Annotated in this window: 17 protein-coding genes; 3 read left to right on the top strand and 14 right to left on the bottom strand. The window is 47.1% G+C overall.

Annotated features, from left to right (window positions below; all coding sequences use genetic code 11):
• Positions 1 to 318 precede the first annotated feature (318 nt).
• From MHH60_RS07915 to MHH60_RS07885, 7 genes are all read right to left on the bottom strand, one after another.
• Positions 319 to 669 (bottom strand): FlxA-like family protein, encoded by a 351-nt coding sequence (locus MHH60_RS07915; RefSeq protein ID WP_076132668.1) that lies wholly within the window; start codon positions 667 to 669, stop codon positions 319 to 321.
• Between the two features lie 115 nt (positions 670 to 784).
• Complete coding sequence (locus tag MHH60_RS07910) at positions 785 to 2017, bottom strand: multidrug effflux MFS transporter (RefSeq protein WP_076132670.1); 1233 nt, start codon at positions 2015 to 2017, stop codon at positions 785 to 787.
• 155 nt (positions 2018 to 2172) lie between these two features.
• The gene (locus MHH60_RS07905) at positions 2173 to 2793 is read right to left on the bottom strand and encodes an alpha/beta hydrolase (protein WP_076132672.1); all 621 of its coding nucleotides are present in this window, start codon (positions 2791 to 2793) and stop codon (positions 2173 to 2175) included.
• Positions 2790 to 3740, bottom strand: a complete 951-nt coding sequence (locus MHH60_RS07900; RefSeq protein ID WP_076132674.1) for a ring-cleaving dioxygenase — start codon at positions 3738 to 3740, stop codon at positions 2790 to 2792. Before MHH60_RS07900 ends, MHH60_RS07905 begins: the two co-directional genes overlap by 4 nt.
• A 17-nt stretch (positions 3741 to 3757) precedes the next feature.
• On the bottom strand, positions 3758 to 4159 hold the full coding sequence (locus MHH60_RS07895; protein WP_076132676.1) for a DoxX family protein: 402 nt from the start codon (positions 4157 to 4159) through the stop codon (positions 3758 to 3760).
• A gap of 114 nt (positions 4160 to 4273) precedes the next feature.
• Complete coding sequence (ypfJ, locus tag MHH60_RS07890; RefSeq protein ID WP_076132678.1) at positions 4274 to 5122, bottom strand: KPN_02809 family neutral zinc metallopeptidase; 849 nt, start codon at positions 5120 to 5122, stop codon at positions 4274 to 4276.
• Between the two features lie 196 nt (positions 5123 to 5318).
• Entirely contained in the window at positions 5319 to 5789 is a 471-nt protein-coding gene (locus MHH60_RS07885) for a MarR family winged helix-turn-helix transcriptional regulator (RefSeq protein ID WP_036682080.1), read from the bottom strand.
• A 281-nt stretch (positions 5790 to 6070) separates the two neighbouring features.
• On the opposite strand from MHH60_RS07885, the gene MHH60_RS07880 reads away from it, so the two are divergent.
• The 3 genes from MHH60_RS07880 (at position 6071) to MHH60_RS07870 (ending at position 8596) form a co-directional block, all read left to right on the top strand.
• Positions 6071 to 6766 (top strand): futalosine hydrolase, encoded by a 696-nt coding sequence (locus MHH60_RS07880; protein WP_081388803.1) that lies wholly within the window; start codon positions 6071 to 6073, stop codon positions 6764 to 6766.
• Entirely contained in the window at positions 6766 to 7617 is an 852-nt protein-coding gene (locus MHH60_RS07875; RefSeq protein WP_076132680.1) for a 1,4-dihydroxy-6-naphthoate synthase, read from the top strand. The genes MHH60_RS07880 and MHH60_RS07875 overlap by 1 nt, the downstream gene beginning before the upstream one ends.
• Before the next feature lie 157 nt (positions 7618 to 7774).
• A complete protein-coding gene (locus tag MHH60_RS07870) occupies positions 7775 to 8596 on the top strand; it encodes a class I SAM-dependent methyltransferase (protein WP_076132682.1) in 822 nt (273 codons plus the stop codon).
• Between the two features lie 66 nt (positions 8597 to 8662).
• Here MHH60_RS07870 and MHH60_RS07865 read toward each other — a convergent pair whose 3' ends face one another.
• The 7 genes from MHH60_RS07865 to MHH60_RS07835 all read right to left on the bottom strand — a co-directional run bounded on the left by MHH60_RS07865 (position 8663) and on the right by MHH60_RS07835 (position 15883).
• Positions 8663 to 9643, bottom strand: a complete 981-nt coding sequence (locus MHH60_RS07865) for an alpha/beta hydrolase (protein ID WP_036682085.1) — start codon at positions 9641 to 9643, stop codon at positions 8663 to 8665.
• Positions 9644 to 9869: 226 nt separating this feature from the next.
• On the bottom strand, positions 9870 to 11237 hold the full coding sequence (locus MHH60_RS07860) for a sensor histidine kinase (RefSeq protein WP_036682088.1): 1368 nt from the start codon (positions 11235 to 11237) through the stop codon (positions 9870 to 9872).
• The gene (locus MHH60_RS07855) at positions 11234 to 11908 is read right to left on the bottom strand and encodes a response regulator transcription factor (protein ID WP_076132684.1); all 675 of its coding nucleotides are present in this window, start codon (positions 11906 to 11908) and stop codon (positions 11234 to 11236) included. The genes MHH60_RS07860 and MHH60_RS07855 overlap by 4 nt, the downstream gene beginning before the upstream one ends.
• A gap of 170 nt (positions 11909 to 12078) precedes the next feature.
• On the bottom strand, positions 12079 to 13152 hold the full coding sequence (locus MHH60_RS07850; RefSeq protein ID WP_076132686.1) for an ABC transporter substrate-binding protein: 1074 nt from the start codon (positions 13150 to 13152) through the stop codon (positions 12079 to 12081).
• Positions 13149 to 13982 (bottom strand): ABC transporter permease, encoded by an 834-nt coding sequence (locus MHH60_RS07845; protein WP_076099717.1) that lies wholly within the window; start codon positions 13980 to 13982, stop codon positions 13149 to 13151. Before MHH60_RS07845 ends, MHH60_RS07850 begins: the two co-directional genes overlap by 4 nt.
• The gene (locus MHH60_RS07840) at positions 13972 to 14784 is read right to left on the bottom strand and encodes an ABC transporter permease (RefSeq protein ID WP_036682096.1); all 813 of its coding nucleotides are present in this window, start codon (positions 14782 to 14784) and stop codon (positions 13972 to 13974) included. Before MHH60_RS07840 ends, MHH60_RS07845 begins: the two co-directional genes overlap by 11 nt.
• A complete protein-coding gene (locus tag MHH60_RS07835; protein WP_076132935.1) occupies positions 14774 to 15883 on the bottom strand; it encodes an ABC transporter ATP-binding protein in 1110 nt (369 codons plus the stop codon). The genes MHH60_RS07840 and MHH60_RS07835 overlap by 11 nt, the downstream gene beginning before the upstream one ends.
• Between the last annotated feature and the right edge of the window lie 48 nt (positions 15884 to 15931).

Raw genomic sequence — 15931 nt, 5'->3', positions numbered from 1 at the left:
CAACTAGTCCATTATAGCAATTCTTGGAATAGAAGACCCGTGATAATCAACACCTACTCTATTAGACTGCCAGCAAATCCCTAACCCCTGCAACAGCTAAAGATTTTTTGGGAAATGAGGATAAGCATAGTTAATATAGTACGAAGCTGGACAGATCAATATGACGGAACTTTATTTTAAGGGTATCTTTCTAGTATTGGCCAACAATGTGATAAAAGAACATTTAAATTGTAGTCTAATCTTAAAAATACATAACAAAAAGGACATCCCTCACGGCAAAGGATGCCCTTTTTGTTATGTAACACGATTTAGTATGGTTTATACACGGATATCAAATCTGCCTTGGCTATCCGTTGTTGCGTTAGCGATCTCTTGCGGGCTTGCCGCAGCAAGTGCATTGTTTGCAGGTTTGGCAGGTGCTTCTGCACTACTGCTTGCTGCGGAAGCACTGCTCTGCGACTTCTGGGAAATCTGTGCCTCGATCTGCTTGATTTGCTGCTCAATTTGTTTCGTTTTCGTTTCTTTGGTCTTCGCGTCATCCGAGCTGGCGTCAATCTTGTCCAATTCGGCTTCCAGCTTCGCTTTTTGTTTCTCGAGCGCGCTGGTATCTGTGGTACTAGACGTCGAGGTAGTATACGATGTAGAACCTGAGACTGCGGATATACTCATAATCATCCCTCCCTTCCTTACCTCCAATATAATCCTTTTGCAGATAAGGAACGTTAAAACCCGCTGAAAGTTTGCTGAAAGTATTGCTCTCTTTCAAGGTTTTAAGGATAAACTGTTAGGAATTAGAATTCCCGCGTCTGACCAACAGAAAATAAGACAGAATAGAGAGAACACCCGTACAGGCAATCACAATTGCCATCGGAAGTGCTGAGTCTACGCCCCCAAGACCCACAAGCGGTGCTACACAGCTACCAAGCAGCAACGGTAAGAGTCCGATTAAGGCCGAAGCACTGCCTGCGGCTTCTCCTTGGTCCTGCATCGCCAGTGAGAAGCTGGTTGCTCCGACAATCCCCACACTGGAGACAACGGCGAACAGACAGATTAGAATAGGGATCAGCCCTCCCCCTACCAGGATCGTAAGCAGCAGCAAGACGCCCCCCGTTGTACAGAGCAGCAACCCGCTAAGCAGCAGCTTCGTTTCACTCACCTTACCAGCTAGTCTGCCGGCAATTTGACCTGTAATAATAATCCCAATCCCGTTCACAGCAAAGATCAAACTGTATATCTGCGGAGTAACCGCAAAAATATTTTGCAAAACAAAAGATGACCCCGAGATATAAGCGAACATAGACGCTGTAACAAAGCCTTGGGACAAGGCATAACCCATAAACTTGCGGTTGCCAAGTAACACCTTAAAGGTAAGCAGAGTACCCTTCAATCCACTCTTGGAGCGCCGCTCCTTCGGCAATGTCTCAGGCAAGCGCAGGAGAATCGTCAAGCAGAAGATAATTCCGGCAGCAAATAATACGAGGAATATCCCCTGCCATGTAGTCACTCTTAAGAGCTGTCCTCCAATGACTGGTGCCAAAATCGGACCCAGACCATTAACAATCATCAATAAAGAGAAAAATTTCGTTAGTTCAGAGCCACTGTACAGATCACGCACAGCCGCCCTAGAGACAACTACACCCACTGAACCAGCAAGACCTTGAATAAACCGCAAAACAATTAAAAGTCCAATCGAAGGGCTAAAAGCACATAGCACTGAGGAAACAGCATAGATGAACATCCCTATAAGCAGTGGACGGCGACGTCCATATACATCACTCAGTGGTCCAGCTACTAACTGACCCGAGGCCAGTCCCAATAAAAAGAAGGTAAGACTTAGCTGCACCAAAGCAGCTGTCGTACCGAAATCGTCGACAAGTGTAGGCAGCGCTGGCAAATACATGTCAATCGACAACGGTCCAATGGTTGTAATGGAGCCCAGAATAACAGCAAGTTGTAATCTCTGCTTCCTTGAGGGTCCATCTACAGCAAGTTTATTAGCATTTTGTATTCCAATCATGATCCTTACGTCAACCTTTCTAAAGCAACCCGGGGGCCTTTTTTTGTATTCTTCATACTAACGTAAAGGAACTCAAATGATCAATCCTTTTATAAGGCCTCATTCGGGGCTAATAACTTAAAAATAACCGCCAAAAGGCGGTTATCCTAATTGTTTTATGCATTTGGAGATGTGCTAAACCCCTGTAGCCAAACTTTGGCAGCATCGGCTTCCGCCATACTCAAGCGGTGACCTTGGTTGCCCCAATGGGTTGTAACCTCAGCGCCTGCTTTCTGCAGAATCCCCTCTAGCTCCTGAGTTTCCGTAGATGCTATTAGCGGATCATTCGTACCTGCCCCAATAAAGATGGACACCCCTTCAAGAGAAGGAAGCTCCACATTGCGTAATGGCACCATCGGATGCAACAGCACTGCCGCGCGGAAAATGTCCTTATAATGAAACAGAAGGCTACCAGCAATGTTTGCACCGTTAGAGTAACCAACCGCTACCAGATTGTTGGCATCAAACCCGTATTTCTCTGCCGCCTCATCCAGAAACTGCTTAATCTCGTGGGTACGGAAAACTAAGTCCGCTTCATCGAACACTCCTTCCGCCAGCCGACGGAAGAATCGTGGCATGCCATTCTCCAGCACATTGCCCCGTATACCTAGCACCGATGAATCTGGAGATAACATCTCAGCCAGCGGCAGCAAATCCTGCTCATTACCACCTGTACCATGAAACAACACTAACGTAGGTTTAGTTATATCTTTACCTTTACGGAATACATGAATCATCCCTGCTTCACCTCAATTTCTCTTACTTGAATAGGCGTTAAGTTTTCTTCGATAGCCGCGCGATGCGGCTCAAACCAGGACGGCAGCATCAACTTTTCACCCAACGCATCTGGGGCTTCATCACGGGCAAAACCTGGAGGATCTGTAGCGATCTCGAACAGGATTCCTCCTCTTTCACGGAAATAGATCGCATTAAAATACTGACGGTCTTGAACGGGTGTAGGTCTATGCCCATGACTCTGTACAAGTCGCGACCATTCCAGTTGCTCTGCATCATCCTTTGCGCGCCACGCGATGTGATGAACGGTCCCTGCACCTCCCGCTCCGAGCGGAACGGGTGATGTCTTCAAATCAATAATATTACCTAGCTCCCCATTGGTTCTATAGCGAGTATATCCATCTCCGTCAGCAATATGTTCCATACCCAGCGTATGAACAAGTGTCTCGGCTGTTTGCAACGGATTGCTGCTATACAGCACAGCCCCGCCAAAACCTTTGATTGCGTATTTAGTAGGAATCCCACCAAAGGACCACTTACTGAGCGGGCCTTCCTCACGTTCCACCAGTTCAATCCGCAGACCGTCGTAATCGGCAAAAGCTAAATAGGGTTCCGAGATCCGACTTCCTTTTGTAACCGAAACTCCGTATTCAGCAAGGCGTTGTTCCCAGAATTTCAGAGCACCGACCGGCACTGCGTAGATCGTTACGCCAACTTGACCACTGCCGATTCTGCCTCTACGCCCTACAGGTGAAGGAAAAAATGTAATAATCGTTCCCGGCGAACCCTGCTCATTTCCAAAGTATAGATGATAGACCTCTGGAGCATCAAAATTAATCGTTTTTTTCACGAGCCGTAGACCCAGAATCCCGGCGTAGAAATCAACATTGCGCTGAGCGTCTCCGACAAAAGCTGTAATATGGTGTATTCCTGCAGTTTGAAGTGTCATTATTATAAACTCCCTTCTTAGTTAAAAAACAATGCATCTAGAGAAATCGAACCTGGTCCCGTAAGCGCCACACCTACCGCAAATACCAGAACCGTGAGCGGAAACTCAATCCCGTCCGAAGTGGACCAGAAACCATTTGGAGCATGAACCTTAACGATTGCCCCCAGCATCGTGGCAGCGATCAACACCGCTGCAACAGGCGTTAACAGTCCTGCCGCGAACATAAATCCGCCCACCAGCTCCATAATCCCTGCTAAAATCGCCATAGTCACACCCGGTTTGATTCCGATGGACTCCATCCAGCCTCCCGTACCCTTCGGACCGTAACCTCCGAACCATCCAAATAGCTTTTGTGCACCATGTCCTATAAACGCAAGTCCAATCACCAATCTCATTAATAACAGTCCTACACTTATCATTTTACATTCCCCTATTCCTTTGATTTAATTATCTTAATGTTAAGATATTGGGTAAAAAAGAGCGCCCGGCGAACCGGAATAACCTATGGGCTGCTCTCCTCTTCCCTCTTCTATCTACAACTCGGAGGCGTTAAACGTATCGCCGCCCTTAATCGTACCCGAGTTAAAACCTTTGTAGAACCAGCGCTTTCTCTGCTCTGAGGTACCGTGAGTGAAACTATCCGGCACTGCATAGCCCTGGGCCTGCTTCTGAATCGTATCATCGCCGACGGCGCTTGCAGCTGCCAGAGCTTCCTCTAAGTCGCCTTCCTCCAGCAGATTCATACCCTGAGCATGATTGGCCCAGACACTGGCGAAATAATCCGCCTGCAGCTCAAAACGAACCTGATATTTGTTGTACTCCTTCTCGCTCAACGTCTGACGAAGGGAATCGAGCTGTTTCGAGGTGCCTAGTAATGTCTGTACATGATGTCCAACCTCATGGGCAATAACATAAGCCATGGCGAAGTCGCCCGGCGCATGAAAGCGTTGCTGCAACTCATCATAAAAGCTCAGATCAATATACAGTTTGGCGTCGCCCGGACAGTAGAAGGGACCAACTGCCGAGGTGGCTGTTCCGCAAGCAGAGTCTACACTCCCACTGTATAGCACTAAGGTGGGGTCCGTATATGTCATTCCCTGCTGCTGAAAAATTTCACCCCAAACCTCCTCTGTGTCGGCAAGAACTACCGATACAAACTCCGCAAGCTCTTGCTCCTCTGCGGTCTGTTCATAAGGGGCCGTTGAACTGGAGCCTGTGGAAGTCAAACTTCCCAGGATATCCCCGGCATTGCCTCCACTGAGTAATGTGATGACCAGGACAAGGATAATTCCTCCGATCCCGCCACCAATCATCTTGCCACCGCCGCTCATGCCTCTGCGGTCCTCCACGTTCGAACTCCCTCTTCTTCCCTGCCATTTCATGGCCAAGCCCCCAGTCGAAATATCAGGTAATCTTAAGTAAATGGCTACCTGGCTTCGTTAAGTTAAATATCTTATTAGTGATATACCCAAAAAAGCAGGGTTTCACTTATACTTACTGGAGTTGGGAGAATGAGGATGGAGCCGAACTACTTCCAACCTTATAGAGGCGCCTAGTTATTCGTCATGTTCGCAGCGCCTACACACCTTTGCCAAGCTTTTTCATTAATTCGATAGCCTGGACTTTCTCTTCCTTATCTAATCCACCCATCAAATCATGAATTGAGGCTACATGACGAGGGAAAATCTCATCAAACAGTTCACGGCCTGCATCCGTAATCTCCGCATAAGTAACGCGGCGATCCTCGCTACAGGGTACACGTTTCAGCAGTCCCTTTTTCTCCAACTTGTCGATATTATAGGTAATACTTCCGCTCGTAACGAGAATCTTCTCCCCGATCTGTTGCAGCGGAATCCGCGTTCTATGGTAAAGTACTTCAAGCACCATGAATTCAGCCGAAGCCAAGCCATAACTCTTCATATCCTTCACCGCATGATCCATTAGGCTCTTATAAGCCTTAGATAAGACTACAAACAATTTCAGTGAGGCGGCTTGTTCTTCGTCAGGTGCACTCTCTGTATTACGCAGATTTACTTGTTTATCACTCATCAATTCCACCTCCACTTCAATCAAACTAGTATTCAATCCATTTATTTGTCTTTACATTAAATATCTTTAAGTTAAGATAACTATACGACTTCCCATCCTCCTTGTCAACCTCATCGCTAAAAAAGTCACTTCCGTCTAGAGACCGGTAAGTTTTCCTATGACACTTTCCAGGGAGTGATAAAAATTACCCCAAGTTTGACCTGACCTATAAAAGGGCGTATTCTTGTCTTTACGAATGACTCTTTAGTAAGCGATTTCAATACCCTAAAGGAGGCAACCTGATGAGTTCGTTCAACCCAACCCCTACCGAAGAAGCTATGGAGGGGCAGGCTGGAGCACGACGCGTGCTGATCGTGACAGCCGTAGACGCGGAGCGTGACGCGGTCCTGCGCGGCCTGCAAGGCAGCGACAGGTTCCATGTTATCGCTGCCGGCGCTGGGCCGGCAGCGGCGGCGGCGGGAACCGCCGCGGCACTCGCAGCCGGTTCTTACGGCTGCGTATTGAGCGTCGGGATCGGCGGCGGATTCCCGGGGCTGGCACCTTTAGGCTCGCTGGTTGTAGCCAGCGAGATGATTGCCGCCGACCTCGGGGCCGAGACGCCGGAGGGCTTCCGCAGCGCTGCCGAGCTCGGCTTCGGCAGCGTGTCCGTGCCGGCTGACCGCGGCGCGGTGCAAGCGGTTTCGGCCGCGCTGGCAGCGGCCGGGTTACCCGTAAGCACGGGCACCGTGCTTACGGTCTCGACGGCGACCGGCACCGCGGAGACGGCCGCCGCCCATCTCGCGCGGCATCCCCATGCCGTCGCGGAAGCAATGGAAGGCCACGGAGTCGCCGTGGCCGCCCAGGCGCTGGGGCTCCCGGTACTGGAGCTCCGCGCCATCTCGAACCCGGTCGGTCCCCGCGACCGGGCCGCTTGGAAGATCGGTGATGCAATGGAAGCATTAACGGCGGCAGCCGCTATATTACTGGAGGTGCTGTAATGACAACTGAGCTTAATATCGCTTTTTCCCCTTGCCCTAACGATACCTTTGTATTTCATGCCTGGGCGCACGGGCTTGTCCCGAATGCACCTAAGCTGAATGTAACCTATGCCGACATTGATATTACCAATACGCTGGCCGCTGACGGAGAAGGACCAGAAGTCCTCAAAATCTCCTACGCTGCGCTGCCTTGGGTTCTGGAGCGGTACAAACTGCTGCCATGTGGCGGCGCTTTAGGTCGCGGCTGCGGCCCGCTGCTGCTTACAGCAAGTGGACCCCATGCGATCAAACGCCCAGAAAAGCTAGCCGGACGCCGGATTGCTGTGCCTAGCGAACGCTCTACGGCTTATTTGCTTTTCCGATTATGGGCAGCACAAAATGTAACTGGAGGCATCGGCGAAATAGTCGTAATGCCTTTCGATGAGATTATGCCTGCCGTACGGGATGGCCATATCGATGCGGGGCTGGTAATTCACGAAGCCCGCTTCACTTACGCCTCGTATGGTCTTAATATGCTGACTGATTTAGGCAGCTGGTGGGAAAGCGATACCGGACTGCCCATTCCACTCGGCGCTATCATTGCCCGCCGTGATTTAGATGCCGATGCTATCACCGGCTGGATTCGCAGCTCTCTTCAGTATGCGTGGGATCATCCTACGGATTCCAGAGACTATGTGCTTAGCCATGCTCAAGAGTTGGCTCCTGAAGTGGCTAAATCCCACATCGATCTCTACGTGAATGACTTCTCGATGAATCTGGGTGATGACGGCTATGCCGCAATCTCTGCCCTGCTTGATCGTGCTGCGGCAGAAGGACTTGTGCCTGCAATCGATCCAGCACTGCTTCGTTAGCATTTACCAGATAGTTTAACAATCCCCGGCCACACCTATAAGGTGTTCTCCGGGGATTTTATTTATTCCGCGTAACCTTCCAGCCAACCATTATTTGGCTTATCGAACCAGTGATTATACAATAGACCTATAAACATGATCTATGAGGGAGGATCACATGATACCTGAAAAAAACAGCAAACAAAACATCGACCGCTTTCTGGGCTTTCAAAATGAATATGACCGCTACCGCCCCGAAGCCCCTGAGATGATTATCAAATTGCTAACAGATTACCTAGGTACCACCCCTTCACTCGTCGCAGATATAGGCTGCGGTACGGGTTTGTCTACTTTTCTCTGGAAGGATGTCGCAGAACGCGTAATCGGTGTCGAGCCTAATCCAGATATGTTGGGAAAAGCAATCGATAAACTTAGCAGATTAGAAGCACCCCAATCAATTACTTTTGTGCAAGGCTACTCCAACCAGCTTCCGCTTGCATCAGATAGTGTAGACATAGTTACCTGCTCGCAATCATTCCACTGGATGGATCCTGAAACTACACTGCAAGAAATCTCCCGGGTCTTAAAAAAAGGCGGAGTATTTGCCGCCTACGATTGCGATTGGCCTTTATCTCTTCAGCAAAATGTAGAAGAACAATACAACCAGCTGATCTCCAAAACAGAAGAATGGCTAGCTTCGCTTTTGCCTAATGAGGAGAGAGCACATAAATGGGACAAAGAAGGCCATTTGTCACGGATCAAAGCTAGTGGGGCCTTCTCTTTTGCCAGAGAAATCGTATTCCACAACCTTGAGTCCTGCGACGCCCAGCGATATATCGGTTTAACCCTAAGTCAAGGGGGAGTGCAAACCGTAATGAAACTAGACGCTACCTTGCTGGAGCAAGATATCGCCGCTTACACCGCCGCGGTTGAACAGCATTTTCAAGGCAGAACATTAGAGGTTCTGATCAGCTACCGAATGAGAATCGGCATCAAATAATCTTCGATCACAACCAAAAAAACGCCCCGCCCCCTCATATGAGGAGTTCGGAGCGTTTTCTTCTTTTTATTTAACTTCTTCCATGAATACCCTTAGGTTCTCTACGATTTCTTTCGATTTTGAATGATGTAAGTAATGTCCGCCTTCAAATGTCATTACTTTTCCATGCACAGAATCCTTGACTTGCCCTTCATGCAGAGGAATCCAGTCTTTCACGGTAGTATTATTCGCTTGTATAAAGAAGATAATGGGAAGATTCTTGTCGAATGTTAAGCCTCTGGAGGCAACAAAGTTAGGATAAATATGTTCCATTTCATTTAAGGTAGTGGAATTGTTCATATTTTTAAGCGAAATCAATTTCATTTGTTTTTTGGTTTCATCATCAAACGGCAGTCCATCATAAGGGTCACCGCTTAATTGCAAGCCCAATCTTATAATCCCTGAATCTTTAAGCAGCTTTAATTTTTTAATTGGGAATTTAACATCCATACCGCCTTGCTCCGGAACACTACTATCAATACCCACAAAAGCACTCACTTCGTTTGGATATTTCTTCGCATATTCCAATCCGTAAATACCTCCAATCGAGTGGCCCATTAGAATGTATTGGTCAATGTTAAGATTCTGAACGGCTTCATGAATTTCACTAACGATATTCTCTGTAGTTCGTTCTTTTTTCGTTTCATCACTGAGTCCATACCCAAACGGTTCAACCGCCACCACTTTGTAGAATGGTGATAACTCATCAATCAACGGCTTGAAATCAAGTGCTGGTGCTCCTGTTCCAAAGCCTGGTATGAGCACGATCGTCTGTTTACCTTCTCCTTGAATCAAAACATTCATATTTTTCCCGTCAACAGGGACTAACTGACCATAGTGCTGTATTTTTTTCTGGTCTGTTTTGTTGCTGATCACATTAACTGTATAGACAACGGCTAGAAAAAGTACGACTACGATCACTATTGCTCCTAGTATTTTGAGCAACAGGTTACGCAGTTTATGTTTTTTCTGTCCATTCCCCGTTTTTTTGTCCGCTTGTTGTGTCACCCTCATCTTCTCCTGTCTTTAATCTGTTTATTAAGCTCTCTTAATGTTTCGCTAATGAGATCATAACTAACAAAGATGTACCCCTCATGACGGCAATATGAACTGAAAATGAACAGGTAAAAAAAATGCTACGGCAGCACAAGACAAGAAAACTTGCCAGTACTGCTGTAGCAATGAAAAATACGGGATGCATCCAAGCCCTCGCAAGGCACCGCCTGGAAGCTAATTACTCTGTCGGCGCTATAATTGGCAGGGTGACAACGATGGTCGTTCCTTGACCGGGTTCGCTTTCCACGCGGATATCCCCTTTATGAAGCGTTACGATCTGTTTAACAATGGCAAGTCCCATCCCGCTGCCACCATATTTACGACTGTGGGATCGATCAGCCTTAAAGAACCGTTCAAATATACGTTGCTGATCCTCAAGTGAAATCCCGATGCCAGTGTCTGTTATCCGAACGGTCACGTTGTTGATATCTTGTTTGAGGCTGACGTTAATTACACTGTTATCCTTAGAAAACTTGATGCTGTTGCCAAGGAGATTGGTCCATACCTGACTTAACAGGTCATAATCAGCCAGTAGGATAATAGGCTTCAGATCAAGGTCGAAGCTGATGTTACGAGCTGACCATTGCGGCTGAATTGCTACGATTACTCTTCTTATCTGTTCGTCCAGATTGAATGTAGTTAGCCGTAGCTGCTGGGACTGCGATTCTAATAAACTCAGCTTCAGCAGGCTGTCACTCATTTTAGACATCCGTTCTGCTTCAGCGATAATAATATCCAGATAACGATTTCGCTCTTGTTCTGCAAGATCTACTCGCTTGAGCGCAATCGCATACCCAGATATTGAGGTGAGCGGAGACTGGACCTCATGCGACACATTGGATACAAACTCCTTACGCATCTGCTCAAGCTGCTGCAGATCGTGCATCATTTCTTCAAAGCTGCGAGCCAAGGTACCTAGCTCACCGGTTTGTTTAATATTCAGCTCGACGTTAAAATCACCAGCTGCTATTCGTCTGGTCGCTTTGGTTAGCTTCTTGATTGGTCTGACTAAGAACATTGCAGCTACCAGAATCAAAAGGCTTCCAGCTATCAATGAATAGAGCAAGAAATTTAATACCAAGTTCCTTCTGGCAGTGACGGAAGGGGGATTAAGCGTCTCCACAAACATCGCTTTGGTGCCGTCTTCCGTTCTCAGCTGTAAGCCTAGGAGAAGCGCAGAAATATTCCTGTTATGAGGTTGATATACTTCTCCTGCGAGAACTTTTTTTATTTCTTCCATAGTTACAGGGACCGGCTTGTGCCCATTAAGCGTTCCGTAAGATTGGAATTTACCCGCTTCATCGAAAATTCGGATGTGGTAGGAATCAAGCTGCTTCATTCCACTTACGAAAGAGTTGGCTCCACGAAATGGGAAGGTCTCGTAAACCCTGACAATATCCTGTCCAAAATGCAATAAGGGAATTCGCGTGTTCTCGTTCAGTTTATCTTCGAATACCCAAGTTGCCACAAACAAAGCAATGATTGTGCCCCCGATTACGGAGGCTAGGAAGGTCAGTACAACGCGTGTATATATGGATCTAATCATTCGTACACCTCAAGCCTGTAGCCAAGTCCACGCACCGTCTCAATACGAAAATCAGGGGTAGTCGCAAACCGTTCACGCAGGCGTTTAATATGCACGTCAATCGTCCGATCATCTCCAGCATAATCAATTCCCCAAATTTGATCGATCAACTGCTCGCGCGTATAGACTTGTCCGGGTGTCCCAGCAAGCTTGTACAGCAATTCGAACTCCTTGAGGGGTAAGGCAAATGACTCCGTGCCTCTCATAACCTTATAGGTCTGCCGATCAAGGATGACGTTACCAATTTGGATCATCTGCGTGGAGCCGATCCGATATCGTTTCAGCAATGACCTAACACGGACCGTCAGCTCCAACGGATCGAAGGGTTTAGTTAAATAATCATCCGTACCTAATTCGAAGCCCTTCACTTTCTCCCAGGTTTCGCCTCTGGCAGTCAATATAAGTAATGGAAGATCGGGATTAGCTCGGCGGAGCTCCTTACAAAGCATCCAACCATCCATATTTGGCATCATTATATCCAACACGACAAGATCGACATTTGTTCCAGCATATACGGCGAGCGCTTCCTTGCCATCCACAGCTTCAACTGTTTCGAATCCGTCATTGCGGAGAAATAAACAGACAAGCTCGCGAATGTTCGCATCGTCGTCAGCAACCAGTATAGTAGGCATTCGTTTCCTCTTTTCCTGTTGTCCATTCTTACTATTATACTATATTATACTTTCGGCTAAACTGTCGTTTGTCTTGAGGCTACACAATGATCAAACCGAAAAAGAGCGTCTAACACGGTTACCCGTATGTAGACGCTCTTAATGTCGAAATTGCTTTAGCTTTAGTCAGCTTACTTCTTATTCATCTTAAACATTAGGAACAGCTCATTATAATGAGCAAGCATCCGTTTGCCAAGGTTATCGTATACTTCAAGCCGGTCCGTAATTTCAGCAGGTGGATAGAAACGGGTATCCTCAGAAGTTTCCTCAGGAAGCAGCTCCAGCGCAGGAATGTTAGGCGTGGAATAACCTACGTATTCTGCATTCTTAGCAGCAACGTCTGGGCGGAGCATGAAGTTGATGAACTGATGCGCTCCATCCACATTTTTCGCTGTCCGAGGAATAACCATGTTATCAAACCACTTGTTCGAGCCTTCTTCCGGCACTACATAATCCAGCTTATCATTCTCGTCCATGATCTCGGAAGCATCGCCGGACCAGACAATCCCAACCGCAGCTTCTTCATTTGCCAGCAGCATCTTGATCTCATCACCGACAATCGCCTTTACGTTAGGAGACAACTTGTTAAGCTTGGTCAGTGCTTCCTGCAGATGTGCCTCATCCTTGTCATTAACGGAATAATGCAGGCTGTTCAAGGCCATGCCCATCACTTCACGGGCTCCGTCCACCAGGAAGATGTTATTATGCAGTCTGCTGTCCCAAAGAGAATCCCAGCTGGTGAAGTCCATGCCTTTAGTCATTTCCGGATTGAAAATAATCCCAACGGTCCCCCAGAAATACGGCACAGAATATTTGTTACCCGGATCAAACGAAAGGTCCATAAAGCGTGAATCAATATTCTTTAGATTCGAAATCTTGCTATGATCCAGCGGGATGAGCAGATCTTCTTCTTTCATCTTGGCAATGGCATAATCCGAAGGGATTACAACATCAAAGGTAGTTCCGCCCTGCTCAACCTTGGTCAACATAGCTTCATTAGAATCGAAGGTTTGATAAATGACTGTTAAGCCGGTCTCTTTTTCAAATTCCTTCAATAGATCGGGATCAACATAGTCGCCCCAGTTATAGATAGTCAATGTGTTTCCACCTGAATATCCCTCTCTCGAATTCATCCAAGAGCCCAAGTACATGAGCGCAAATGCCGTGATAAGGATCGCCAGAAAAGCATTAATCAGCTGTTTCATCTAGGCACCCCCGCTTCTGCAACAGGCTCCGCCACAGCTTCTGCCGTGTTATGACGATTTTTCTTAAGGGTCAGAAAGTAATAACCAACCACGAGCAGAATGGTGAACAGGAAGATCATTGTCGACAACGCATTGATCGATAGCGACACCCCTTGCCGGGCTCTAGAGTATATCTCAACCGATAACGTCGAATAACCGTTGCCTGTTACGAAGAACGTAACCGCAAAATCATCCAGTGAATACGTAAGCGCCATAAAAAATCCGCTGAAGATCCCTGGTTTAATAATCGGCAAAATTACTTTTGTCAGCACATCCTTACGGCTTGCCCCAAGATCACGGGCTGCATCCGTCAATGTAGGGCTCATTTCCTGTAGATGCGGCAAAATCATCAATACGGCAATCGGTACGCTGAATGCAACGTGTGAGAGCAGAACAGACGCGAAGCCCAGCTTGATGCCAGCAATGGTGAACAGGATAAGGAACGAAGCACCAATAATGACATCCGGACTGACGATCAGCACGTTATTCAGAGACAGCAAGGTGTTCTTAGCGCGGCGATTCTGCACACTTTTAATGGCCAGCGCACCAATAATAGCGATAAGGGTCGCAATAGCCGAGGATAGCAGCGCGATCACAAGCGTATTGATTACGATGATGATCAGGCGCTTATCTTGGACTACCTCACGGTAGTAATCCAGCGTAAAGCCCTCGAACTTATGCATCGTCCCCCCACTGTTGAACGAATAGTACATTAAATAGAAGATAGGTGCATACAGAACAATGAACACCAGAACTAGGTAGAGGTTAGAGAATCCATTTTTATTTCTCATTCCGCGCCCCTTTCCGCGATCCGCCTGTGATAATCATAAACAGCGCCATAATGGCAATCAGAAACACTGCAACTGTAGAACCCATGCCCCAGTCCTGAGTGACCAGGAAATGCTGCTCAATTGCGGTGCCCAGCGTAATGACCCTGTTGCCTGCAATCAGACGGGTGATCATAAATAGGGACAGCGCAGGTATGAATACTGCCATACAGCCTGAGCGTACTCCCGAAATGGTCAGCGGAAAAATAACACGTCTAAACGTGGTCCAGCCCGAAGCCCCCAAATCACGTGCCGCATCCAGCAAGGATAAATTCAAATCCTCCAAAGCGCTGTATATCGGCAGGATCATAAACGGAATAAAAATATAGACAGATACAAATACAAAGCTGAAGCCCGTAAACAGAATTTGCTGTTCTCCGATTCCAAGCAGATCAAAGAAATTATTGATCGGACCAAATGTACCGAATATCCCTATAAAAGCGTAGGTTTTTAGCAGCAAATTAATCCATGTCGGCAAAATAATCAGCAATAACCACAGCTGCTTATGTTTGGTTCTCGTCAGCAGATAAGCCGCCGGATAGGCAACCAGCAAAGAGAATGCTGTAATCAGAAACGCGTACCAGAACGAGGTCAGCGTCATTTTTAAATATACAGGGGTGAAGAAACTGACGTAATTATCCAGAGTAATATGGCCATCCAAATCAAATAACGAATAGTAGATGACAAGCACTACTGGTGCAATTACAAACAATGCGATCCAGAGGTAATAAGGGATGAGATAGTACGATTTGCCCTTATTCTTCATGACTCTCCACCTCGCCATAAGCTTCCAGACGTCTGTCGAATTCTTCCTCCGTTTCACCGAAACGCATAACATGAATCGCTTCCGGATCAAAATAAAGGCCAATTTCACTGCCTACAGTCGCCTTACGCGTAGAATGCACAAGCCATTCATGCCCGGATTCATCATAACAGCTGATTTCATAATGTACGCCCCGGAACAGCTGGGAATCAACCCGCACACGTAGTTTACCCTGTTCCAGCGTAGAAATTTCCAAATCCTCAGGACGAATAACAATCTCTACAGATTCATTCGGTTTCAGCCCGGCATCGAAACATTCGAAGCGGCGGCCGTTAAACTCCACCAGATAATCCTCGATCATAACTCCCGGCACAATGTTCGATTCGCCAATAAAATCCGCCACAAAACGGTTAATCGGCTCATCATAAATATCGTTAGGGGTGCCGCTTTGCTCGATTTTTCCTTTATTCATGACAAAAATCCAGTCGGACATCGCGAGTGCCTCTTCCTGGTCATGCGTTACAAAAATAAAGGTAATGCCTAACCGCTGCTGCATTTCCCGCAGTATGTACTGCATCTCCGTGCGCAGCTTGAGATCTAGCGCCGATAGAGGCTCGTCCAGCAATAGAACCTGTGGCTCATTCACAATCGCCCGGGCAATAGCAACCCGCTGGCGCTGACCGCCGGACATTTCGTTAATCGCACGCTGCTCATAACCCACAAGGTTAACGAAGCTTAGCGCTTCCTGTACCTTCTTTGTGATAACGTCCTTCTTAAGCTTCTTAATACGCAGTCCGAAAGCCACATTCTCGAATACGTTCAGGTGTGGGAACAATGCGTAATCCTGAAATACCGTATTGACCTGCCGCTCATTGGCGGGAATGTGGTTAATTACTTTTCCATTTAAATAGATAGAACCGCTCGTTGGCTCAGCGAACCCGGCGATCAATCGAAGAATAGTCGTTTTACCACAGCCAGATGGACCAAGTAGTGTATAGAATTGGCCGCGCTCTATCTCAAAGCTGACTCCTTTTAACACCGGATCTTCGTCGTCATATTGCTTAGTAACTTCTTCAAATGAAATGATGGTACCTTCCTGAATAGCTATAGCTAACAACCTCCCTTACCTTAGTAATACAATACTATTTTA

The organism is Paenibacillus sp. FSL H7-0716 (genome assembly GCF_038002705.1).
Taxonomy (GTDB): Bacteria; Bacillota; Bacilli; order Paenibacillales; family Paenibacillaceae; genus Paenibacillus_AQ; species Paenibacillus_AQ odorifer.
This window is presented reverse-complemented; position numbering and strand designations above follow the sequence as displayed.